Genomic DNA, 21,876 nt, shown 5'->3' with positions numbered 1-21,876 from the left:
TGACCGCAGATAGTTGGCCACGCTGATCGGACAAATCACAAGGGGTTCGTAGAGACCTGTCATGCGGCCCAGGCCCAGATTGATCTCCTCAATACCCCTGATTGTTTCTGAAATTTTTAGCGGTTACGTCGGAGTGCAGATATTCCCCCCCGGCAAAGCATACCTGCGAAGCAGGCAACGGGGCCACGTAACGGGCCCCGTCGCCACAGCCGGATTTAGCGGTGGCTAACCACAACCGCTGGGTTATCTAAGAGCGTTGGGGGTTGTTGAGCCCAGATACTCTGGTCGATATTCACATCCTGAAAGGCACTGGCGGTCAGGACGGGTTCGGTAACACCCGCTTTACGTTGCTTGTCGTAGTCTGCGAGCAGCCTCAGGCCAACCTTGCACAGTAGCGTCAGGGCGACCAGGTTTACCAAGGCGGAAAGGGTCATGGTGATGTCGGCAAACGCGAATACGGTTGATAGGTCTTCCATCGAGCCCCAGAGGATGAGTGCTAGCACGACTGCGCGGTAGGCTAGAAGGACCTTGCGGCTTTCACCAAGGATAAACTTCAGGTTGTTCTCGCCGAGGTAGTAGTTGTAGAGGATCGAGGTAAACACGAACAATGCCAGTGCAGCGCTAATGAAAATGCGCCCCCATTCGCCCACAACCGCAGCGAGTGAGTTCTGGGTCAGAACCAGACCGTCACCGGCAAAGCCGGCGGTGTAGAAGCCGGACAACAGGATCAGCAGAGCAGTGCAGGTACAAATGACGAACGTGTCGAAGAACACGCTAAACGCCTGTACCACACCTTGAGAAATTGGATGCCTGACCTCAGCCACTGCCGCGACATTGGGAGCACTGCCCAGGCCGGCTTCATTGGCGAACACGCCTCGTTTGACTCCCATTACGATGGCGCTGCCAATGAGGCCGCCGAATGCCTGGTCCAGGCCGAAGGCGCTTTTGATGATGGTCAGCAGCATCATTGGCACGTGATCGAACTGCAAAACAATCACGTAGAGCGTTACCGCTACGTAGGCTAGCGTCTTCACCGGTACCAGCAGGTCTGCCACCTTCGCGATACGCTTGATGCCGCCTACAAATACCAGCCCCAGCACGACCGCCAGGACGATGCCCGAATGGGTAGGCTCGATGCCGAAGGCATTTTGCAGGGAGTGGGTTACAGCATGCGATTGCAGACCGTTGAATGAAAAACCAAAGGTGACGGTGAGCAAGATTGCCATCAGTACGCCGAGCCACCGCTTGTTCAACCCGTATTCAATGTAGAAGGACGGTCCGCCGTAGAATTGGCCGCTGGCATCTTTACGCTTGTACAACTGGGCCAAGCTACATTCCATCAGCGTGGTCGCCATGCCAACCAGAGCGGTGACCCACATCCAGAAGACAGCACCCGGACCACCCATTGTTACAGCGACTCCAACGCCGGCAATATTGCCTGCACCTACCCGACCCGCGAGGCTTAACATGAGCGCTTGAAACGAGCTAATTTGCGCTGAACTGCTGGTGAGGCTGTCTTTGAAAACTTTAAACATGTGCAGGAAATACCGAAGCTGCACAAAGCGTGTCTTGAGGGTGAAATAAGTGCCTAGTCCGACGACCAGGACGATGAGCAGCTTTCCCGAAAGAAAACCGTTGATGGCTTCGAGCATGGCGCAACCTCATTTTTATTTTTACTGGGGGAGTGCGAGCTTCACGCGGCCGACTCAGCCGCGTGTTTAAAGATATGATTCGCTCAGGCGCGGTCTTGCAAAGCCTTGATGTGCTTCCACATCAGGGCGGGATTCGAATACATCGGGAAATGACCGCAATCAGGGATGCACGCCAGTTCCACGCCTTGTGCTGCGATATGGTCAAGGTACGACAGGTGTGAGTTGGTGACTCCATACATGTATTGGCGCGGGAAGGGCAGTGCGAGGAACTTGTCCATCAACTTGGCATTGTCGGACAAATCCACCATGGATTCGAAAATGCCACGCACCGCGCCGGTCCGTACTTTATGCGCAAGGCTGGCCGCATAGAGTGCACTTGCAGGATCCGAAGCCAGCCGAGTGCGATCGATAAAGTCACGGAAGAAGCCCACGTCGTCATCACGGTTATGATCATGGATCTGTCGACTGAGGAAGCAATCCTCAGGTGCAATGTTGCCTTCGATATCAACGAAACTTTTAACGCGATCAGGCTCCTCGTGAGCCAATACCAAGCCGGTAAGTCCCCCCATGGAATGGCCTACCAGATGGAACTTGTCGATTCCGAAATGCGTGAGCACGGCTTGCGCGGTTTTCACCAGGAATGCGATGTTGATGCGCGAGAGGTCGGCGCACTCCGTTTCACCGCAGCCTGGCGCATCATAGGCAATGAAGGGGTGTCCTTCGAAAGATGCCTGCAGCGTGATATCGGCGTAATCCTCTTTGGTGGAACCGAAACCGTGAAGGAACAGGATGGGCGTTTTTGGCCCGGTGCGGTGTATCACCGCCACATCGAGCTGTACACCATCGATGTTCAGTGGGACTTTCTCGTACGTGAAGCGAGCTGCATGGGACACGGATACAAACTCCTATAACAGAGTCCCCAATGTTGAACTCGCAAAATGATTTGTAAAATACGAAGCCACGAAGCCTGTCATACGCCTGGCCTATGACAGCAAATCTTTTGCATGGTCGATCATTGCCTCTACCAGCGGATTTTTGTGCTCGTTATGCCAGGCCATGGCCGTGATCACCACTTTCACTTCGGGATGCAGGGGGCGGATAAGGACGTTCTCCGGCGCGAGTTTACCCATAGACGTCGGTACCAATGCGATGCCCTGTCCGCAACTGACAAAGGCGACTTGTGACGATACGGACCGCACCTGGTGGACGATGCGCGGAGCGAAGCCGCTGGCTTTGCACTGCCCAACCAGGTAGTCGAAGTACACAGGACTCACATCCCGTGAAGCCATGACCAGGGTTTCGTCCGCGAGGGCTTGTAGAGAGATTGACTCCTTGGCAGCCAAGGGATGGTCTTTGGGTAGCGCTACAGCCAGCCTATCTTCGGACAACGGCAAGGATTGAATATGTCGACCGAGATTCCCTTCCAGGCGTGCGAATGCAATGTCGATATCACCCGCCTCCAGTGCGGGTATGGCTTCCGCGCTATCTATCTCCCGAACCGATACCGTAATCAACGGATGGTTCTGTTTGAAGCGCTCGATCAGCGGGGGTAGCACGTCGATCATCGCCGATGTAATGGCTCCGATGGTCACCACGCCGGCATGGCCTGCGACGGCTTCGTGAACCGCCAACTCTAGTCGCTCCAGTTGATCAGCGAATTTCCGGACCGCGGGAAGAATCGCGGCGCCGACGGCAGTCAGCTGTGCTCCGCGGCGAGAACGGGTAAAAAGTTGAACGCGTAGCGACTGTTCGAGCGCCTGGATCTGCTCGGTCAACGGGGGTTGCGACATACCCAACCGCTTGGCCGCGCGACTGAAATTTTGGTCTTCTGCCACAGCCAGGAACAGCCAAAGGTGGCGTATCAAGCGAAAGTTGATCACGGCGCTTTTCCATAGGTTTAGGATATAACAAGCTTAGCTTCTTCGTAATATACGTATCAAATCTCGGCGCCGATACTCAAGCCTCACCTACAAGAGGCCTGCAACAGATGAGCTTGAAAGCCCCGCTTGAACGCCTGGCCGCGCTCGATACCAACACAGTGTCGGACGCGCTGGACTTCCTCGAACTGCCTGGCGCCACTAACGGCCTGATGCCGCTCTGGAACTGCCCCAAAATTGTCGGCCGGGCAAGCACCGTGCAACTGGGGCCCAAGCAAGACGTGGCGCCCACGGTTCACCTTATTACCCCGGTGGTAGAACGAGTCACTACCGACGACCGCGTGCTGGTGATTGCAGGGGGCGTCGACGGTATCTCCAGCTGGGGCGACATCCTGGCCAACGCGGCCCAGCGCAAAGGCATCCGTGGGTCGATCATTGATGGCTTCAGCCGCGACATCCGCGGCAGCGCCGATATCGGTTACCCGGTCTTCGGTCGCGGCGTGACCATGATCAGCGCGCGCAACCGGCTCATCCAGATCGACGCGGCCGTCAAAGTTCGCATGGCTGGTATTGAAGTTGATGAGGGTGACTATGTGATCGCCGACGAATGCGGCACCGTTTTCGTGCCGGCCAATGCCATCGAGGAAGTGCTTGATTTGGCCGAGCGTATAGACCGCCGCCAAGCCGGCATGGTCGACGCTGTCCGTGCCGGTCGCTCGGTCGAAGAAGTCATGCATGACACGCAATTCGAAGCCCTCAAGGTGGAGCACTGACATGAGCCTTTCTGATAAAGACCTGGTTGCCTTGTTTGAAGGCTTGGATACCCCGGGTGTATCTGACGCGATGGACAAGCTGGGCCTTCCAGGCCAGGCCTTCGGTATCGCACCGCTGGCAAACTACAGCCAGGTTGTGGTCGGCCCAGCCTTCACTGTTCAGTACGTCAGTGCGAGCACACCGCCCGGCACTGTCGGTGACTTCATTGATGAAGTAGCACCAGGCGACGTGGTGGTCATCGCCAATGAGGGCCGTACCGATTGCACGGTGTGGGGCGACATCATGACCCAGTACGCACTGGCCCGGGGTATTGCCGGCACGGTCATTGACGGAGTCTGCCGCGATGTGAACAAGGCACTGGGCGAAGGCTACCCGCTGTTCAGCAAAGGCCGTTTCATGCGTACCGGCAAGGACCGCGTGGAAGTCGTGGCTGTAAACCAGCCGGTGTCGGTTGGTCAAGCCCGCGTTTGCGCCCGCGACATCGTCGTCGCTGATGCCAATGGTGTCGTCATCGTCCCGCGTAATCGTGCTCAGGAGGTCGCTGAAACGGCACGTCGTATCGAACATGTCGAAGCACAGATCCGCGAACAGATCGCTACCGGCAAAAGCCTCAAAGAAGCGCGTGCCGCCCTCGGTTACCACTCCCTGCAGAGCAAACAGCCATGAGCCTTCCACACGATTATCAGAACATTGTAAAGGTCCTCGGTAGTTCCACCCTTTATGAGGCCTCTGGGCTCCCGTCTGCAGTCGACCGCGAGATTCGCGCTGTCTGGAAGGGCGCCTTCATTGCCGCACCCGCTTACCCGCTGCAGTGTTCGCCTGGTGACAACCTGGGCTTGCACTTGGCCGTGGCCAAAGCGCCGCGCGGTAGCGTCCTGGTCTGTGATTGCGCCGACTTCATTGCTGGCTACTGGGGGGAAGTGCTCACGGTGGCGGCGCAAGCCGCAGGCATTGTCGGTTTGGTAATCAATGGCGGCGTACGCGACATCGCCGCGCTTGAAGCGCATGGCTTCCCGGTGTTCGCGCGGGGTATCTCGGTCAAAGGGACCGTCAAGGCGACCACGCCTTCAGTAGGCAAACCGTTCGACTTCAGCGGTGCACAAGTAAGCGCCGGCGATCTGGTTGTCGCGGATGAGGACGGCGTGATCATCATCCCGGCGGATGCAGTCGAACGCACGCTACGCGAAGGCCAGAAACGTGCGGACAAAGAGGCATTGTTCATGGCCAAGCTGCGCGAGGGTCACACCACCATGGACCTGATGGGCCTTACTCACCCGGAGGAACACGCGTGAGCCTGGAAACGCTGAACCGTCGTCTGGAGGCTGCCAAGCCTTCGGCAACCTACAAGATCATCGACCGCGTGGCTGCGCGACGCGCAGAAGGCGCGAAGATCATTTCGCTTTGCGCGGGTGAGCCTGACTTCGATACGCCGGAGCACATCCGTACCGCAGCCATCAGTGCAATCAACAATGGTCATACTCGTTACACCCAGGTGGCCGGCCTTCGTGCGTTGCGAGAAGCCATCGCACGCAAATACCAGCGTGAAAATGGTCTCGACGTCAGCTGGCAGGACACGCTGGTTTGCAGCGGCGGCAAGCAAGTCATCTTCAATGCCCTGGCCGCAACCCTCAACGAAGGCGACGAAGTTGTGATCCCTGCGCCGTACTGGGTCAGCTATCCAGAAATGGTTGAGCTGTGTGGAGGGGAGTCGCGCATTGTTGCCTGCGGCGCCGAGTCGAGCTTCAAGTTGACCCCGCACGCACTGGCCGAAGCCATCGGCCCGAACACCCGCTGGCTGATCCTGAATTCGCCGTCCAATCCCACGGGCGCTGTGTACGATCGCGACGAACTGCAAGCGCTGGCTGAGGTGTTGCTGGCCCATCCGCAGGTTCTGATTCTGGCTGACGACATCTATGAGCACCTGATTTTCGACAACCGTGACTTCCTCACGCTTGCGCAGGTTGAACCACGTCTGGCTGCACGAACGTTGACCATGAATGGCGTATCGAAGGCTTATGCCATGACGGGTTGGCGAATCGGGTTTGCTACCGCTCCCCGCTGGCTGCTCGAGGCGATGGAGAAGCTTCAGGGGCAGCAGACCTCAGGCGCCTGTTCCATCTCGCAGCACGCAGCAATCGCTGCCCTCGACGGCCCGAAAGACTTCATCGCTCATAGCTGCGATGTCTTCCAGCGGCGTCGCGACTTTATGGTCGAGCTGCTCAACCAGGCGCCGGGCATCAGTTGCGAAGTTCCAGGAGGGGCTTTCTACGCTTTCGCCGACTGTTCCGGGCTGATCGGCAAGCGTTCTCCCGCCGGTTGTGAGTTGGTCAATGATGAGGCGGTGGCCCTGGCGTTGCTAGAGGAGGCCAACGTTGCAGTCGTTCAGGGCAGTGCTTTTGGTCTTTCAGGCTACCTGCGCATTGCTTACGCGCTCGATGACGATTCGCTGCGTGCGGCGTGTCAGGCCATCCACCGCTTCTGTGAGGACGCGCGATAGCTAGATAACCACACTGAAGCAGAGCAGCGAAAGGCTGCACCTCCTCAATTGCATATCTGCGATACAGGTGGTGCAGCCTTTTTGTTTGGCCGCAATCAATGTCCGCTCTGGACGGGGGCTGCGTGGCGGAATATGCCGGAATCCAGATGCTCGCAGCCCTTCAGCTCACCGTGCGTGGCAGCCTGCTGAAGGGCTGAGAGCAAACTGTTAACCCAGCTCGCGTTTGAGTTGTTCTCTGTCCAGCGCGCCATCCCAGCGTGCAACGAATAGTGTGGCTACGCCGTTGCCGATCACATTGATCAAAGCGCCACCTTCAGAAATAAAGCGATAAACCCCAAGTACCAACACCAGTCCGGCAGCGGGAATGACGTCGATTGAACCCAAGGTCGCGGCCAGTGTTATGAATGCACCACCTGTCACACTTGCAGCTCCTTTGGACGTCAGCAGCAGGATCAAAAGCAAGGTCACCTGATGGTAGAGCGACACGTCAATGTCCAACGCCTGGGCGATGAAGATCGCGAGCACCGTCATGTTGATGCAGCTGCCGTCGAGGTTGAAGCAGTAGCCCGATGGTACGACCAGGCCAACAGTGGACTTCTCGCAGCCAAGCCTCTCCAGCTTGCCCATCAGGCGTGGGAGAGCAGACTCCGAGGAAGAAGTGCCTAGCACCAGGACCAGTTCCTCACGGATATATTTGAGGAATTTCCAGAGGCTGAATCCAGCCAGACGCGCCACGATGTTCAAGACCACGAAGACGAATACCAAGCCCGTGATGTAATAGCACACCAGCAAGTTTACGTAGGCCCCCAGCGACTGGACACCATACTTGCCCACAGTGAATGCCATACCACCAAACGCCCCAAGCGGTGCGAGGTACATGACGATCTTGAGCATCCGGAAGAACGCCTTGGCGATCAGGTCGATGGTATTCAGCAGCGGTCTGCCCACCTCGCCCATTAGTTGCAGCCCGAACGCGAACAATACGGAAATGAACAGCACCTGTAGGATGTCACCGTCTGTGAACGCACCGAATACCGTGCTGGGAATGATATGAGTCAGAAATCCCACAACACTCTGGTCATGAGCCGCCTTGGTGTACCCGGCAATCGCTGATGCATCCAGTGTCGCAGAGTCAATGTGCATGCCAACTCCTGGCTTTAGCAGGTTGACACCGATGAGGCCGACGACTAATGCGATGGTGGTCAGCACCTCGAAATACACCAGGGATTTGAAGCCGATCCGCCCGATGCGCTTGAGGTCTTGCATGCTGGCGATCCCGCTGACCACCGTACAGAAGATGATCGGCGCAATGAGCATTTTGATCAGCTTGATGAACGTATCACCCAGCGGCTTCATCTGCTCACCCAGCCCAGGACTGTAATGCCCGAGAATGACACCCAGGACGATGGCGGCCAGCACCTGAACGTACAGATGGTGATAGAACGGTTTGCGACATGGCAAGGCGACGTCAGCGGTTTCTATCGAAGAGCTAATTGTTTTTGTCATGGCTCTACCTATTGGTCTGATTGAATCGATATTGGGTTCAAGTCACCACGTTGATCGGATCACCTTTGGCAAATGCCGTGATGTTCGCGGCAAGTACACTTTTAAGCCGTGCAACGCTGCTCTGGCTCGCCCAGGCCACGTGGGGTGTGATAATCAGATTGGGATGTGTGCAGTGGAGCAGAGGATGATCCGGACGGGGTGGTTCGGCGTAGAGCACGTCCAATGCCGCCCCGCCCAGCTGCCCATTGGCGAGCCCTGCCAGCACGGCGTTTTCGTCGATCAGAGGGCCTCGCGCGGTGTTTATGAGAACTGCACCGGGCTTCATCCGGGCTATCTGCGCAGAGCCAATCAGATACCGGGTTTGCGGTGTCAGCGGGCAATGAAGTGTGAGTGCGTCTGACCGGGCCAGTACCTCGTCGAATTCGGAGTAGCCTTCTCGCACCTTATGGGCGCCGCGGTGCTCGGCGAACAACACATTGATCTCCAGAGCGCGGGCAAGCCGAGCGACGCGACTGCCAATATCGCCACGACCAATGATACCGAGAGTCGAACCTTGCAGATCCTGAATCGGCTCCCCATGAACGCAAAAGTGCGATGACGCTGGCCACTCGGATGCAGAAGCGGTTCTGTAGGCAAGCAGTTGACGGCGCAGCGCAAACAACGAACACATGACGTGTTCGGCAACGCTCACCGCGCTGTATGCCGGAACATTGCACACGGTCACGCCTTGATCGCGGCAGGCTGCAATATCGACGCAGTCATAGCCAGTGGCGGCTACACAGATCAGTTTGAGTTTGGGCAGTTGTTCCAGTGCAAGTCGATCAATGCGCACTTTGTTGGTAATTGCGACGTCTGCCTCGGCCAATGCTTCAACTAACTGATCGAGGGGTGTTTTCTCCCGCTCGCTCCACTCAGTGGCTTCGAGCGGACGTGCTAATGGGGACGGCAGGCTGGCGCCGTCAAGAAGGACGATATTCATGGCAATGGATCTCTTCAGCGATTGGGTGCGAGAAGCTCGGAGATTTCAATCAGATTCAGGTCGGGATCACGTACATACACCGAGCGAATAGGTCCGGTTGCACCCGTTCTTTGTACGGGGCCATCGGTGATTGGCCAGCCCTCCGACTCCAGGCGCACCATCACGGCATCGAGCCCAATGCTTGTGATAAAGCACAGATCCAGAGCACCTGGCACAGGCAAGTGTGCCTTGGGTTCAAACTCCCGTCCGCGCTCGTGGACGTTGATTTTCTGATTACCGAAACATAGCGCCAACCGACCGCTGCCGAAGGTCTCGGCGCGCATTCCCAGCACCCGGACGTAGAAGTCCTTGCACGCCTGGATGTCGATTGTGGTGAGCACCAGGTGGTCGAGATGATCGATCATTGCGCACGCTCCAATTCGATATTGGTCATCTGCTTAGTGAGCGTATGCACATGCTCCGGTATCGGATGCAAATCCAGGCGCCTGCCTGCCCTGAGGATTTGGCTGGGCGTATCGTGGCCGATTAAACCTGGAAGGCGCGCTGATGCTGCCAGTACCCGGTGGAGATCCATGCCAGTGTCGTAACCCATCAGTTCGAGCATGTGCACCAGGTCTTCTGTGCAGACGTTGCCGCTCGCTCCCGGCGCGTAGGGGCAGCCACCGAGGCCGCCCAGAGAAGCATCGAAACGGTTAACGCCTGCGGCAAGCGCGGCCAGCGTGTTGGCCAAGGCCATGCCACGGGTATTGTGAAAATGCAGGGTTACTTGCAGGTTGGGAAAGCGTTCAAGCACTTGCCGGGACAGCGCTTCAACCTGAGACGGGTAAGCCATGCCAGTGGTGTCGCAGAGCGTTACGCCTCGCACTCCCAGTGCAGCAAAACGTTCAACGAAGCGAAGCACATCAGCGCTCGGGACGTCACCCTGCATTGGGCAACCGAAAACTGTCGACAATGAGACGTTTACTGCCACGGGGCCAGAGCCTATAACGGCAACCACATCCTTGAGTTGGGTAAACGATTGCTCCCGAGTCATTCGCAAGTTTGAGCGGTTGTGCGGTTCGCTGACTGACATCACCAGGTTGGCCTCATCAATGCCACAGCCTAATGCGCGTTCAGCTCCCCTAACGTTCGGCACAAGCACCGTGTACTCGACGCCAGGTTGGCGAGCTATGCCGGCCATGACCGCTTCGGCGTCACGCAGCGCCGGGATGGCCTTGGGCGACGTGAACGACGTGACTTCGATCTTGGTGTAACCACACTGACTCAACTCATTGATGAGCGAGATCTTATCATCGGTTTGTATAAAGTTTTTTTCGTTCTGGAAGCCATCACGGGTCGCAACTTCCTGCATGAACAGGCGTTTCATTTAAGGTACTCCGCTAATTAAATTAGGCCGCGCTGCCGCCATTGCTCTAGGGTGGGAGCATCGATGCCCAAACCGCCGAGAACCGCGTCGGTGTGTTCGCCCAGCCTCGGGGCGGGCGAACGTAATTGCCCGGGCGTTGCTTCGAGCTTGGGGACGATTCCAGGCAAAGTGACCGGCGTACCGTCATCCAGCTCGCTGCGGACCAACATGCCGCGGGCCTGGTAGTGGGGATCGGCAGCGATATCGGCTGCATCGTAGATTTTACCGGAGGGGATGTTGGCTTCTTTAAGCGCAGCAAGTACTTCGTCCAGTGGACGTTCAGCCGTCCAAGTAGAAATCGCAGCATCCAACCTGGCGACATGACGGACACGTCCGTCGTTTTGCTGAAGCTCAGGATCGTTGGCCAGATCGTGCCGATCGATTTTCTCCATCAGACGCTTGAAGATGCTGTCGCCATTACCTGCGATCAGAGCGTACTTTCCGTCTTGGCAACGATAAGCGTTGGTAGGGGCAATCCCCGGAAGGCTACTGCCCGCTGGCTCGCGTACAGTGCCGAACACCGAATGTTCAGGAATCAGACTCTCCATCATGTTGAAGACTGATTCGTAAAGCGCCACGTCCACCTGCTGACCTGTACCCTGGTTTTGCTCCCGGTGACGCAGGGCGAGGAGGACACCGATCACCCCATGCAGCGCCGATAACGAGTCACCCATCGACACGCCAACACGCACAGGCGTGCGCCCTGGCTCACCGGATAGATGACGCAGCCCGCCCATTGCTTCACCTATGACTCCAAAGCCTGGAAGATCGCGATAAGGTCCGGTCTGCCCGTAGCCTGATACACGCAACATGATCAGCTTTGGATTGATGCCACTCAGCACATCCCATCCAAGCCCCCATTTTTCGAGGGTTCCCGGACGAAAATTCTCTATGAGGATGTCAGCGTCTTGCATCAGTCGCTTCACGACGTCCTGCGCCTCTGCCTGGCGAAGATCCAGCGTGACGGATTGCTTGTTACGAGACTGGGCGGCCCACCACACAGAAGTGCCATTGTGCAGCAAGCGCCATTTACGCAAAGGGTCGCCCGTCACGGGAGGTTCAATCTTGATGACTTCGGCTCCGAACTCGGCGAGGATTTTTGCAGCGAAAGGCCCAGCGATCAGCTGTCCCATTTCGACGACTTTGATGCCATCCAGCGGTAGGCTCATGACGTTTTCCGTTCTTGTTGGAGGTTCTGCTTGGATCATCTCCCTAAAGCGCCGGCGTGAGAATTTCAAAGTTTTCCATTACACTTTCCAAAATGGAAACGATGGGGCGGTGCGTGCTGAATCTTCTTCAACTCGACCTGGCGTCTCTGAGGCTGCTGGTACTGGCGGCGAACAGCCAGAACCTGACGAAGGCTGCGGATGGCGCTCACATGACCGTATCGGCAGCCAGCAAGCGGCTCGCCGAACTCGAACGCGTCACCGACTGCACCCTGTTCATTCGACTTCCGAGAGGACTGCAGTTAACGCCAGCCGGGAGAGGCCTGGCCGAACATGCTCGGTTAATCCTCGAAGGTGTCGAACGTATGGCACATGATGCCAATGATTTTTCTCATGGCATCCGCGGGCACGTCAGGCTGTTCGCCAATACGTCAGCTGTAATCCAATTCCTTCCCAAGGACCTCAACACTTTCCTTGCGGCGAACCCGCACGTGCGTATCGGCATGGAAGAAGCGCTTAGCGACTCGACGATCCAGGCCGTTGAGGACGGGCGTGCCGATATAGGCATCTTCGCTGACAACGTATTGGCACCCAACCTGGAGGTAAGGCCCTATCGCGCAGACCAATTGGTGCTTTTGGTGCCAAACGATCACCCCTTGGCCGAATTCTCACAGGTGAGCTTTGCTGACACGCTCGATTATGACTACGTCGCGCTGAATCAAGGCAGTTCGCTATTGCGGCGCATTAACGATGCTGCCCATGAGGCGAGAAAACTGTTGAAGGTCAGAATTCAGGTGGCCAGCTTCGATGGCATCTGCCGAATGATCGAAGCTGGGTTGGGTATCGGAATTTTGCCTTTGGAAGCGGTGAGGCACGGGCTTCTTGAGACTACATTGAAAGCTGTCCCGCTTGTGGACGCTTGGGCATCTCGAACTTTATTCGCAGGTGTCGCGGTCAATACGCGACTGTCCCCAGAAGCCGCGAATCTCTTCAACTTCCTGACAAGTCTGGAATAAAATTGAGCTCCAGCAGGTAGCGGACGCTCATGAACTGACTGCTATCGGGCAGAAACGGCCTTTGCCACCTGCCATATGAGTTGATGCGTGCGCTGATATGTGGAAGGGACCGTGTCTGTCAGACGCTCCGCCACGGGAGGGCTGATCGGCAGCGGGTTTCAATCCGCCAACCCGGCCTTTTCCAGCACCTTGTCCAGCCAGGATTGATCCACAGCTCCAGTGGCGATTTCGGCCTTTACCCGCTCCTCATGGGCTTGATGAGCGCGGGCCTGAGCCAGCACCTGCTCGGCTGCCGCGAGGGGGAACGCCACGACGCCATCCTCGTCACCGACGATGATGTCACCCGGGTTCACCAGCATGCCGCCAACCGACACCGGCACGTTGATTTCGCCTGGCCCAGTCTTGTAGGGGCCGCAATGCACGACACCCCGTGCGTAACAGGGGCTCGAACGGAAGGAATCCACATCACGAATCGCGCCGTCGACGATGAACCCCACACAGCCGCGTTGTTCGGCGTAGAGCTTAATGAGCTCGCCGATGACCGCATTGTTGGTGTCGCCCTGGGCGTCGATCACCAATACATGACCCGGCTCGAGCAAGGTCAGGGCCTTGTAGATATAGAGATTATCACCGGGCCGGGTTTTGATGGTCAGTGCGGTACCCACCAGTTTGCCTGTGGTGTTGTAGCGGGTCAGGCCTCGGGCGCCAATGTGACGGCCGAGGTTGTCGCTGATGTGCGGGGTGACCACCGAAGCGAAAGCTTCGATGACTGACGCGGGGGCCAGAGCAGGTGAAGCGAGGATGCGGGACCCGGGTAACGACATGTTCAATCTCCTAATCAAGGGGCAACTATCGGGGGCATGCGCCGATGTTAGGAGAGAACAGGCTTTGCTTTTAGCGATATTTTTTTATCATAAACCATCGCCTCAAGTGATGATTAGCTGGTTGAAATTACAAGTTTGCTGGGCGAGACGGGCTACTTCGACCGTCAGCCCCTGGTAGCGGTCGGCCCTGTGAACGCAGACGTACTTGATAGTTGGCAGTGGCTGCTGCGTGTGGATCACCTTCAAGCGCCCCTGGGTGATAAGTGTGCCCATGCAGGCGAGCGGCAGGTAGCTGATGCCCACACCTGAGATGGTCAGGCCAACCTGCGCCACGAGGTAGTTGCTGGTCAGGGTCTTGCCAAGGCGAATGTCGTGTTCTGCCAGCCAGCGCTCGTAGGTCAGGCCGGTCCCAGAGCTGCCGCCCTGGGTCAATACGGTGAAGCTCGCCAGCGCATTCAGGCTGATGGCGCTGTCGCCTGGATACAAGGCGGGTGCACACATCCAGGCGTTCTCTACGGCCTTCAAGGGCGTGCTGATGAAGCGCGGATCGTGAAAGATGTCAGGCACTACGATGAGGTCTATCTCATCGTTTTCCAGCCGCCGCAATAGGTCGGTGCTGAGTTCGATGGAAGGCTCGAGGTCGACCCGTGGGTAGGTCTGATGTATGCGCTCGACCAGCGAGGGCAGCCAGGTGAGCGCGGTGAGCTCCGTCACCCCAAGGCGAAACCGCCGGATCAGGGTTTCCTTCGAGCTGATGCGTTCGAGCAAGTCGTCACGCTGGCGCAGCATGTCCACCGCGCAGGCATGCAGTTCGATGCCCTTTTGCGTAAGCCTGGCAGTGCGCTTGGAGCGATCGAAGATCGATACGCCGAAGGCATCCTCCAACTCCTGGACCCGTTTGGAAATCGCCGACTGCGACATGTTCAGTTTGGCGGCGGCGGCCTCGAAACTGCCCAGCTCGACAATCCAGTAAATGGCTTCGATCTGCTTCAGGGTGATCACGTTTATTACCTCGGCACGGCTGCTGTCTACGGCGAGTGGGATTCAGACTGTCCACTAAAAGCGATGATTTGAGTTGAGTTTTTGTCGCTTTTTTTCTTGTATCACCGTGCCTAGATTACCCGCGAATTACAACAACAAGGGTGTGCACATTATGTTGACCGCTGAAATAGTCCATGCCAAAGGTCGCAGCAGTTACCGCTGGATCGTTGCCGGGATGATCTTTTCCATCTACACCATCGCAGCGGCGGACAGGGCCAATCTCGGTGTCGCGCTGCCGTTCATCCGGCAGGAATTCGAGATGAGCAACGCCCAGGCTGGCGGCCTCATGAGCCTATTCCTATTGGCCTACGCACTGGCCCAGATTCCAGCCGGGTTGGCGTTCAGCAAATACGGCGTAAGCCGAATCCTGCCCGGCGCAATGATCATGACCTCGGCGCTAACCGGCCTGGTCGGCACGGCTGGCTCGCTGTTGGCATTGAAGCTCTATCGCCTGGGCCTGGGTGTGGCGGAGGGCCCGTTACCGATCAGCATGACGACCACCATCAACAACTGGTTCCCGCCCCGGGAAAAAGGCATCGCCTCGGGCATCTTTCTGTCTGCGGTGAAGTTCGGGCCAGTCATCGTCCCCCCCCTGTGCGCCGTGATCATTTCGGTGTGGGGCTGGCGCGAGGTGTTCTACTTCTTTGCCGTACCCGGGATCCTGCTGTCAATCGCCTGGTACTTCCTGGTTGCCGATCACCCCTCCAAGAGCCGGTTCGTCAACCAGGCCGAGTTGGACTACATCAGCGATCCGGCAGGGGCCGGCGGTACCGGAACCGCTGCGAGCAATACCGGGCGACCTAAAGCGCGCAGCTTTGCTCGGTTGGATGCCTTCATTCGTCGACGCGAAGTACCACTGCTTGAAACCCGACGCCAGGTGTTCGGCTCCTGGCAGATATGGGGCAGCGCGCTGAGCTACTGCTTCCAGCTGGGCGTGTCCAGCGTGCTTCTGGCCTGGATCCCGACCTATCTGATGACCGTCAAGGGCTTTTCTGTAATGAACATGGGCCTGGTCTCGGCAGCGCCCTGGGTCGGCGCCGTGTTGGGCAACCTGCTGGGCGGCTACTGCTCGGACCGCTGGCTGGCCGGACGGCGCAAGCCCGGAATGCTGCTGTCGGCGCTGGGTACCTCGGTGATGATGTACCTGTTGATCAATTCGCCCGCCGACCCATTGGCGTATGGGCTGCTGCTGATGGCCACGGGCGTGGTGCTGAGCCTGGGCTTTTCGTCCTATATGGTTTACCCCATGGCGCTGGCCAGCAAACAGACCTTCCCGATTGCCAATGCCATCGTCAACATGGTTGGCCAGTTGGGCGCCGCAGCCACTCCATTCCTGACTGGTCTTTTGCTCGACAGCTACGGCTGGAGCTACGTTTTCTCCTACTTGGCGATCGGCTCGTTCGTCAGTTTCATGTTGCTGTTGACCATTATCGAACCGGTCCCCAGAACGGCTACGACCTGAGGCTTTTTGCCCTGCACATTCTTTTATTTGATTACCGTACCAAGGAGCTGCTGATGAATACCGAAGACAAAGAATTGGTCGCGCTGTTCGAGGGCCTCGACACCCCCGGCGTATCCGATGCCATGGACAAGCTGGGCCTGCCAGGGCACTGCTTTGGCGTGATGCCGCTGGCCGACTACAAGCAAGTCGTGGTCGGCCCCGCGTTTACCGTCCGTTATGTGTCCGCCAGCGTGCCGCCGGGCACTGTCGGTGACTTCATCGAGGACGTGGGCGAGGGCGATGTGGTGGTGATCGACAATGACGGCCGGACTGATTGCACCGTCTGGGGCGACATAATGACCCAGTACGCCGGCTCACGAAAAATCGCCGCGACGGTGATTGACGGCGTTTGCCGAGATGTCAACAAAGCGCTGGGCGATGGCTACCCGCTGTTCACCAAGGGCCGCTTCATGCGCACCGGCAAGGACAGGGTCGAGGTCGGCGCAGTCAACGAGCCGGTGTCCATCGGCCAGGCGCGAGTCTGCGCTCGGGATATCGTCGTGGCCGACGCCAATGGCGTAGTGGTGGTGCCACGCGGGTGTGCCCGTGATGTCGCCCAGCTTGCCCGCCAGATCGAAGCCGTGGAGGCCGATATCCGCGCCGCCATCAGCCAGGGCAAGACCTTGAAGCAGGCCCGCGAGGACCTCGGTTACCACACCCTGCAGCGCAAAAGGTAAGTCCACCAAAGCCTGCCGCCGGCAGGCCTGCTCACTCAGGCAGGCGCGCTTCAATACAGGCGAGCCTGCTGTTTTCTCCGCGACTAATCGCGTGAACACTGCGTCGGCCTGCATAGCTGAAATGCCGGGATTCAATAGCAGCCCTTTGCTCATCCCAGTAGAATTTTGCAGTCGCGCGATGCGCTTTGCGCGCAACAGTGCCCCTCGAAACACGTTGGCGACGGTACTCACCAGCGTCGATCTCCTCCGTACATGAAGGCTGCTTGTGAACGCTGCTCTACGTCTCCCCGGACCCGTCGGCATCTTTTGCCTGGGGGTACTCCAGATCATGGTCTGGGGTGGGTCCTTCTTTATTTTGGCGGTGATGGGTGAGCCCATCCTGCGCGAGACCGGCTGGGATGGCCACTGGGTCTATGGAGCGCTGTCGCTCAGCTTAATGGTGTCCGCACTGCTTGCGCCGCTGGCCAGCCGCCTGGTGGTTCGCTACGGTGGTCGCCTGCAGATGGCCGCGAGCGGAATCGTGGTCGGGGCGGGGCTGTTGATCGTCGGCAACGCTAACAGCCTGCAAGTGTTTCTGCTGGCCTGGGTCGTCATTGGCGTCGGCATGGCCATTGGTCTTTACGAAGCCCTGTTTGCCACTCTCGGCGCCTTGTACGCCGAGCGGGCGGGCAGCGCGATCACTGGCATCACCTTGATCTCTGGTTTTGCCACCACCATCACTTGGCCGCTGGTGGCGTTCGCCATCGAGCAGTTCGGCTGGCGAGTTACCTGTACCGCTTATGCGCTGATGCTGATTGTCGTGGTCGCGCCGCTGTACCTCTGGGTACTGCCTGCGGGCCCGCACGGGGCCACAAGCAAGCCTGTGGCGGCGGCGACCGATGTCAGCGTCGACCGACGTCTGTACTTGTTGCTCATGTGGATCTTTGCGATCGGCGCGATCATCATGACAGCAGTTTCGGTGCAACTGGTGGCAGTGCTGCAGGGGTTGGGCCACAGTCTGGCTACGGCAATCGCCCTGAGTGCGCTATTGGGGCCCAGCCAAGTCGCTTCGCGCGTGCTGCAGATAGTCGCCCGCAAACGTCACCCGATCTGGACCGCATTAGTGTCTTCAGTGCTAGTGGCCGTGGGCGTGGCACTGGTTGCCCTGGCACCTGGCGCAACGGCACTGGGGTTATTGCTCTACGGCTGCGGCAACGGCCTGCGGGCCATCGTCCGGGGTTTGCTGCCCCTTGCGCTGATGCCGCCGGCGCAGTATGTGGCGCTGATGGGCAAGATGTCGCGGCCTTCGCTCATCGGTCAGGCGCTGACGCCGCTGGTCGGTGGCTACCTGCTTCAGCACTTTGGCGCCATGGGGGTGCTGGCAACGCTCGCTGCCTTGGCCGCCGTCAATGTCGTGCTAGTGCTGCTGGTCATGCGGTCACTGCCGGCCCGGCCCCTTTGAGCGCAGCCACCGAGGAGACAATTGCAATGTCACAATTGGACCGTGAAGGGCTGCTAATCGATGGGCCGGTGGGTAAGCTCCACCTGCTGCTCGATCATCCATCAACCTCACCGAAGGGGGGTGGCTATCGTCAGCCATCCGCAACCAATGTTGGGCGGCAGCCCCCGGCACATTTTCAAAGGCTGCCTGAGCCGGGCAGCAGAAGAGGTCTGCCGCTATCTACAGCAGAAACGCCCAGAAAGCCCGTTCTAGACAGCCATGCCTGGCAGGCATAGCTGTTAGACCTGTGGCACCTCTTCCCCCAAAATGACGCTATGCAAAGCTGTACCCGAGTTGGCAAAAACAATAACAACAAGGGTAAGCGATCATGAATGCAGACATGAGCACGGCACGTCCGTTGACGCGCAAAGAGCGCACAACCGCAATTGTGGGTGTGTGTTCCGGCAACTTGGTGGAATGGTACGACTTCTTCATCTACGCCTACACGTCGATCTACTTCGCATCACTGTTCTTCCCAGCTGGCGACCAGACCAGCCAACTGCTGGCCACGGCCGGTATCTTCGCTGTCGGTTTCTTCATGCGTCCACTGGGTGGCTGGATTTTCGGCTACATCGCCGATACCCGAGGGCGCAAGATCTCGATGATCATCTCAGTGTTCATGATGTGCGGCGGCTCGTTGATGATCGCGGTCATGCCCACGTATGCCACGGTGGGTGTGGCAGCGCCGGTGCTGCTGGTGATCGCGCGGCTGATGCAAGGGTTGTCGGTAGGCGCCGAGTACGGCACCGGCGCCACCTACATCAGCGAGGTATCCCGCGCCGGGCGGCGCTCGTTCTACGGCTCGTTCCAGTACATGACGATCATCGCCGGGCAACTGCTGGCGCTGCTGACGGTTGCGGTACTGCAACTGGTGCTGTCGGAACAGGACCTGAAGGCCTGGGGCTGGCGGGTACCGTTCCTGATCGGCGCGCTGGCTTCGATCGTGGTGGTCATCCTGCGCCGCACCATGCGCGAGACAGCCACTGAAGCGGGCATGAAGAGCAAGGAGTCCGGCTCGCTCCGAGGCCTGATGCAGCACCGGCGCGCGGTTTTGCTGACCTTTACCATCACCATCGGCTGCTCGCTGTACTTCTATACCTTTACCGCGTACATGCAGAAGTTCCTGGTAGTGAGTGTCGGTATCCCGGCCCCCACTGTGAGCATCATCATGGCTTCTGCACTGGTGATCTTCATGCTGGTGCAGCCGGTGTTCGGCCTGCTCGCAGACAAAATCGGCGTGCGCCGCAACATGATCTTGTTCGGCCTGCTGTCCACCTTCCTGGTTATCCCGTTGCTGTCCGCGATCAAGACAGTGCAGGACCCGCTTGCCGCGTTTGGGCTCGTGCTCGCCGGGTTGCTTATCGCAGCCTTCTATACCCCGGTCACCGGTGTACTCAAGGCCGACTTCTATCCGCCGACCGTGCGCGCCCTGGGTGTAGGGCTGCCGTACGCCGTGGGGGCCGCAATGTTCGGCGGATCGGCCGAGTACGTGGCGCTGACCTTCCGGTCCTTGGGGATGGAGCAGTACTTTTACCTGTACGTGGCGGTCATCGGCGCCATCACCCTGGTGTCGGCCCTGCTGATGCCAGACCTTGGCAAACACGGTTATCTCGATGGCGACGGCAAGGTCGAAGCGAACATCGGCGTACGCAAGTTCATGGGCCGTAAAGCGCTGCCCACCCACCCCAGCCACTGAGGCAAGGCGAGCATGATTGCTGAAAGGAAGAAGATCGTGCGCTTCGACGTCTGGTATCACCCGGTGATGGCCCAGATCCTCGAAGCTTCGCCCGATGTCGTGCTGCAAACCGTTGCCCGTGACCAGCCGCCTGCCGTCATCCTGCAGGCGTTGCGCAGCTGCCAGGTGTACCAGGTGCCCTCGGCGCGGGACGAACTCCCGCGACAGTGGTGTGTGACCGAGGCGCTGCTTTGCCAGTTGCCTGACCTGCTGTGTGTCTCGACCAATGGCGCCGGTTTCGACACAGTAGATGTCGAAGCCTGCACCCGCGCAGGTGTCCTGGTCGTCAACCAGTCTGGCGCCAACGCCCAATCGGTGGCCGAGGCCACGGTTGGGCTGATGCTCGATTGCGCGCGGCGTATCAGCGAATCGGACCGGCGCTTGCGCCGGGAACGCGGGTTTTCTCGTGAAGACTTGATGGGTAGCGAGCTGTGCGGTAAGACCTTGGGGCTGGTCGGTATCGGTGAAATTGGTACACGTGTCGCACGCATAGCCCAGGCCCTGGGCATGCAGGTGCTTGCCCAGGATCCCCTGCTGAGCGCGGAACAGATCGGCCAGCGGGGCGCTGCCAGTTGCACGTTGCAGAGCCTGTTGCAGCACAGTGATGTCGTCTCGATGCATTGCCCGCGTCTGGCTTCGACCTTGAACCTCATGAACGCGTCGGCTTTCGCGGCAATGCGCAAAGGGGCTGTGTTCATCAATACCGCACGTGGAGGCTTGCATGACGAGGCCGCGTTGTATGACACGTTGGCCTGCGGCCATCTTGGCGCTGCGGGAATCGACGTTTGGGACCAGGAGCCGCCGGCATTGGATCACCCCTTGCTCGGCCTGGAAAACGTAGTCGGCCTGTATCACACCGCAGGCGTCACCCACGAGGCCCGCAAGCGCATGGGAGCGTGGGCGGCTGAGCAGATTCTGCAGGTACTGCGCGGCGAGCCGGGGCCACGTATGGTCAACCCGCAGGCGTTTGATGTGTTCCGGCAACGGCTGAAGGCCAGTGACCATCGCGATACCTAGTGCCGCTTGCAGTACGCTCTGGCGGGTGCTGATCCGCCAGAGCATGTATTCTCCACTCACCTTGAAGGCAGTTCGTCAACCGTGGCATTGCCCGGGCTGCAGCAAGGCATTGCACATACGCAAGATGTGCTGCTCGATCCATCCTTCCTCGAAGGCCGCATTGCCAACCCGCAGACTATTGGCGCTCTCGATGATCGCCAGGAGCGCAACGGCGGCCCGGGCTGTGTCGCGTACGCAGTACTGACCGATAGCGCAACCCCGCTCGATGACCTGGTGCAGTGGCTCGGCCAGTTGCCCCATTGCCCGCTCCAGCCAGAGCCGGTGGCGGCCGTGCAGGTGCCTGGTTTCGTGACGAAGGATCATCTCCTCCTGGGGAAGGGCAACTTGCCGTGCCAGCGCAAAACGCACATAAGCATGCAGATCTTGAGGTTGGGCGCGGTTTGCCCAGGCCTGCTTGCGGCGCTCGACGATGTCGAGCACCACATTGAGCAGCAGATCCTGTTTGCAATCGACGTGATGGTAAAGGCTGCCGGGGAGAATACCGACGCGCAGGGCCAGCTTCCTCATGGTCATGGCGGTGTAGCCCATCTCGACCATCAGTTCGGTTGCAGCCTGGGTCAGGGGGGAGGGGCTGGGACGGACGGCTTCAAGCATAGGCCGGCATCCTCGACAGTGCGCCCAGCAGCCGGCAGAGCAGGCGTTTGCAGTAGCGCCGGGACCGGGGTGTGC

General features: G+C 58.7%; 21 protein-coding genes. 10 read left to right on the top strand and 11 right to left on the bottom strand.

Annotated elements, in window-relative coordinates; translation table 11 throughout:
* Positions 1-215: 215 nt before the first annotated feature.
* The 3 genes from AA098_RS14985 to AA098_RS14975 all read right to left on the bottom strand — a co-directional run bounded on the left by AA098_RS14985 (position 216) and on the right by AA098_RS14975 (position 3,532).
* Positions 216-1,652, bottom strand: coding sequence for a sodium:alanine symporter family protein (locus AA098_RS14985; protein ID WP_064614611.1), 1,437 nt, complete (start codon positions 1,650-1,652; stop codon positions 216-218).
* An 83-nt stretch (positions 1,653-1,735) separates the two neighbouring features.
* Positions 1,736-2,545 carry an alpha/beta fold hydrolase gene (locus tag AA098_RS14980; RefSeq protein ID WP_047602664.1) on the bottom strand — a complete coding sequence of 270 codons (810 nt, stop codon included), beginning with the start codon at positions 2,543-2,545 and terminating at the stop codon, positions 1,736-1,738.
* Positions 2,546-2,635: 90 nt separating this feature from the next.
* Positions 2,636-3,532: a LysR family transcriptional regulator gene (locus tag AA098_RS14975; RefSeq protein WP_064614608.1), complete on the bottom strand. Its 897-nt coding sequence runs from the start codon at positions 3,530-3,532 to the stop codon at positions 2,636-2,638.
* 107 nt (positions 3,533-3,639) lie between these two features.
* Between AA098_RS14975 and AA098_RS14970 the strand changes: the two genes are divergently transcribed.
* From AA098_RS14970 to AA098_RS14955, 4 genes are read left to right on the top strand one after another with little or no spacing between them, the layout of a single operon-like run.
* Positions 3,640-4,302 (top strand): RraA family protein, encoded by a 663-nt coding sequence (locus tag AA098_RS14970; protein WP_060545574.1) that lies wholly within the window; start codon positions 3,640-3,642, stop codon positions 4,300-4,302.
* 1 nt (position 4,303) lies between these two features.
* Positions 4,304-4,969 (top strand): RraA family protein, encoded by a 666-nt coding sequence (locus AA098_RS14965; RefSeq protein ID WP_064614606.1) that lies wholly within the window; start codon positions 4,304-4,306, stop codon positions 4,967-4,969.
* Entirely contained in the window at positions 4,966-5,595 is a 630-nt protein-coding gene (locus tag AA098_RS14960; RefSeq protein WP_060545570.1) for an RraA family protein, read from the top strand. Before AA098_RS14965 ends, AA098_RS14960 begins: the two co-directional genes overlap by 4 nt.
* Positions 5,592-6,800 (top strand): pyridoxal phosphate-dependent aminotransferase, encoded by a 1,209-nt coding sequence (locus AA098_RS14955; protein WP_064614604.1) that lies wholly within the window; start codon positions 5,592-5,594, stop codon positions 6,798-6,800. The genes AA098_RS14960 and AA098_RS14955 overlap by 4 nt, the downstream gene beginning before the upstream one ends.
* Before the next feature lie 207 nt (positions 6,801-7,007).
* Here the strand turns inward: AA098_RS14955 and AA098_RS14950 are convergent, their stop codons facing one another.
* The 5 genes from AA098_RS14950 to AA098_RS14930 are packed head-to-tail and all read right to left on the bottom strand — an operon-like array spanning position 7,008 to position 11,859.
* Positions 7,008-8,306, bottom strand: coding sequence for a dicarboxylate/amino acid:cation symporter (locus AA098_RS14950; RefSeq protein WP_047602670.1), 1,299 nt, complete (start codon positions 8,304-8,306; stop codon positions 7,008-7,010).
* Between the two features lie 37 nt (positions 8,307-8,343).
* Entirely contained in the window at positions 8,344-9,285 is a 942-nt protein-coding gene (locus tag AA098_RS14945; RefSeq protein WP_060545564.1) for a D-2-hydroxyacid dehydrogenase, read from the bottom strand.
* A 14-nt stretch (positions 9,286-9,299) separates the two neighbouring features.
* Positions 9,300-9,689, bottom strand: coding sequence for a VOC family protein (locus tag AA098_RS14940; protein WP_047602672.1), 390 nt, complete (start codon positions 9,687-9,689; stop codon positions 9,300-9,302).
* A complete protein-coding gene (locus tag AA098_RS14935) occupies positions 9,686-10,651 on the bottom strand; it encodes a hydroxymethylglutaryl-CoA lyase (RefSeq protein WP_047602673.1) in 966 nt (321 codons plus the stop codon). The genes AA098_RS14940 and AA098_RS14935 overlap by 4 nt, the downstream gene beginning before the upstream one ends.
* Positions 10,652-10,668: 17 nt before the next feature.
* Positions 10,669-11,859, bottom strand: a complete 1,191-nt coding sequence (locus AA098_RS14930; RefSeq protein WP_047602674.1) for a CaiB/BaiF CoA-transferase family protein — start codon at positions 11,857-11,859, stop codon at positions 10,669-10,671.
* Positions 11,860-11,960: 101 nt separating this feature from the next.
* Between AA098_RS14930 and AA098_RS14925 the strand changes: the two genes are divergently transcribed.
* On the top strand, positions 11,961-12,872 hold the full coding sequence (locus tag AA098_RS14925) for a LysR family transcriptional regulator (protein ID WP_269807256.1): 912 nt from the start codon (positions 11,961-11,963) through the stop codon (positions 12,870-12,872).
* 158 nt (positions 12,873-13,030) lie between these two features.
* Here AA098_RS14925 and AA098_RS14920 read toward each other — a convergent pair whose 3' ends face one another.
* Complete coding sequence (locus AA098_RS14920; RefSeq protein ID WP_047602675.1) at positions 13,031-13,696, bottom strand: RraA family protein; 666 nt, start codon at positions 13,694-13,696, stop codon at positions 13,031-13,033.
* Between the two features lie 102 nt (positions 13,697-13,798).
* Positions 13,799-14,698 (bottom strand): LysR family transcriptional regulator, encoded by a 900-nt coding sequence (locus AA098_RS14915; RefSeq protein ID WP_064614602.1) that lies wholly within the window; start codon positions 14,696-14,698, stop codon positions 13,799-13,801.
* A 151-nt stretch (positions 14,699-14,849) separates the two neighbouring features.
* Here AA098_RS14915 and AA098_RS14910 point away from each other — a divergent pair, with 151 nt between their 5' ends.
* The 5 genes from AA098_RS14910 to AA098_RS14890 all read left to right on the top strand — a co-directional run bounded on the left by AA098_RS14910 (position 14,850) and on the right by AA098_RS14890 (position 21,147).
* A complete protein-coding gene (locus AA098_RS14910; RefSeq protein WP_060545558.1) occupies positions 14,850-16,199 on the top strand; it encodes an MFS transporter in 1,350 nt (449 codons plus the stop codon).
* 53 nt (positions 16,200-16,252) lie between these two features.
* Complete coding sequence (locus AA098_RS14905) at positions 16,253-16,915, top strand: RraA family protein (protein WP_060545557.1); 663 nt, start codon at positions 16,253-16,255, stop codon at positions 16,913-16,915.
* Positions 16,916-17,243: 328 nt separating this feature from the next.
* Positions 17,244-18,356 carry an MFS transporter gene (locus tag AA098_RS14900; protein WP_060545555.1) on the top strand — a complete coding sequence of 371 codons (1,113 nt, stop codon included), beginning with the start codon at positions 17,244-17,246 and terminating at the stop codon, positions 18,354-18,356.
* Between the two features lie 379 nt (positions 18,357-18,735).
* Positions 18,736-20,091 carry an MFS family transporter gene (locus AA098_RS14895; RefSeq protein WP_098090422.1) on the top strand — a complete coding sequence of 452 codons (1,356 nt, stop codon included), beginning with the start codon at positions 18,736-18,738 and terminating at the stop codon, positions 20,089-20,091.
* Between the two features lie 12 nt (positions 20,092-20,103).
* Positions 20,104-21,147 carry a hydroxyacid dehydrogenase gene (locus AA098_RS14890; protein WP_064614598.1) on the top strand — a complete coding sequence of 348 codons (1,044 nt, stop codon included), beginning with the start codon at positions 20,104-20,106 and terminating at the stop codon, positions 21,145-21,147.
* A 75-nt stretch (positions 21,148-21,222) separates the two neighbouring features.
* On the opposite strand, the gene AA098_RS14885 is transcribed toward AA098_RS14890, so the two are convergent.
* On the bottom strand, positions 21,223-21,801 hold the full coding sequence (locus AA098_RS14885) for a TetR/AcrR family transcriptional regulator (RefSeq protein WP_064614597.1): 579 nt from the start codon (positions 21,799-21,801) through the stop codon (positions 21,223-21,225).
* Between the last annotated feature and the right edge of the window lie 75 nt (positions 21,802-21,876).

Origin of the sequence: Pseudomonas sp. JY-Q, assembly GCF_001655295.1 — a bacterium.
Classification (GTDB): Bacteria; Pseudomonadota; Gammaproteobacteria; order Pseudomonadales; family Pseudomonadaceae; genus Aquipseudomonas; species Aquipseudomonas alloputida.
Note: the sequence above shows the minus strand (reverse complement) of the source record. Positions and strands in the feature narration are given on the sequence as shown.

What these genes read in the sequence shown, in the direction of transcription:
- AA098_RS14985 (WP_064614611.1), bottom strand. Translation starts at nt 1,652, where the DNA reads ATGCTCGAAGCCATCAACGGTTTTCTTTCGGGAAAGCTGCTCATCGTC.
- AA098_RS14970 (WP_060545574.1), top strand. Translation starts at nt 3,640, where the DNA reads ATGAGCTTGAAAGCCCCGCTTGAACGCCTGGCCGCGCTCGATACCAAC.
- AA098_RS14965 (WP_064614606.1), top strand. Translation starts at nt 4,304, where the DNA reads ATGAGCCTTTCTGATAAAGACCTGGTTGCCTTGTTTGAAGGCTTGGAT.
- AA098_RS14960 (WP_060545570.1), top strand. Translation starts at nt 4,966, where the DNA reads ATGAGCCTTCCACACGATTATCAGAACATTGTAAAGGTCCTCGGTAGT.
- AA098_RS14950 (WP_047602670.1), bottom strand. Translation starts at nt 8,306, where the DNA reads ATGACAAAAACAATTAGCTCTTCGATAGAAACCGCTGACGTCGCCTTG.
- AA098_RS14945 (WP_060545564.1), bottom strand. Translation starts at nt 9,285, where the DNA reads ATGAATATCGTCCTTCTTGACGGCGCCAGCCTGCCGTCCCCATTAGCA.
- AA098_RS14940 (WP_047602672.1), bottom strand. Translation starts at nt 9,689, where the DNA reads ATGATCGATCATCTCGACCACCTGGTGCTCACCACAATCGACATCCAG.
- AA098_RS14935 (WP_047602673.1), bottom strand. Translation starts at nt 10,651, where the DNA reads ATGAAACGCCTGTTCATGCAGGAAGTTGCGACCCGTGATGGCTTCCAG.
- AA098_RS14930 (WP_047602674.1), bottom strand. Translation starts at nt 11,859, where the DNA reads ATGAGCCTACCGCTGGATGGCATCAAAGTCGTCGAAATGGGACAGCTG.
- AA098_RS14925 (WP_269807256.1), top strand. Translation starts at nt 11,961, where the DNA reads ATGGGGCGGTGCGTGCTGAATCTTCTTCAACTCGACCTGGCGTCTCTG.
- AA098_RS14920 (WP_047602675.1), bottom strand. Translation starts at nt 13,696, where the DNA reads ATGTCGTTACCCGGGTCCCGCATCCTCGCTTCACCTGCTCTGGCCCCC.
- AA098_RS14910 (WP_060545558.1), top strand. Translation starts at nt 14,850, where the DNA reads ATGTTGACCGCTGAAATAGTCCATGCCAAAGGTCGCAGCAGTTACCGC.
- AA098_RS14905 (WP_060545557.1), top strand. Translation starts at nt 16,253, where the DNA reads ATGAATACCGAAGACAAAGAATTGGTCGCGCTGTTCGAGGGCCTCGAC.
- AA098_RS14900 (WP_060545555.1), top strand. Translation starts at nt 17,244, where the DNA reads ATGGTCTGGGGTGGGTCCTTCTTTATTTTGGCGGTGATGGGTGAGCCC.
- AA098_RS14895 (WP_098090422.1), top strand. Translation starts at nt 18,736, where the DNA reads ATGAGCACGGCACGTCCGTTGACGCGCAAAGAGCGCACAACCGCAATT.
- AA098_RS14890 (WP_064614598.1), top strand. Translation starts at nt 20,104, where the DNA reads ATGATTGCTGAAAGGAAGAAGATCGTGCGCTTCGACGTCTGGTATCAC.
- AA098_RS14885 (WP_064614597.1), bottom strand. Translation starts at nt 21,801, where the DNA reads ATGCTTGAAGCCGTCCGTCCCAGCCCCTCCCCCCTGACCCAGGCTGCA.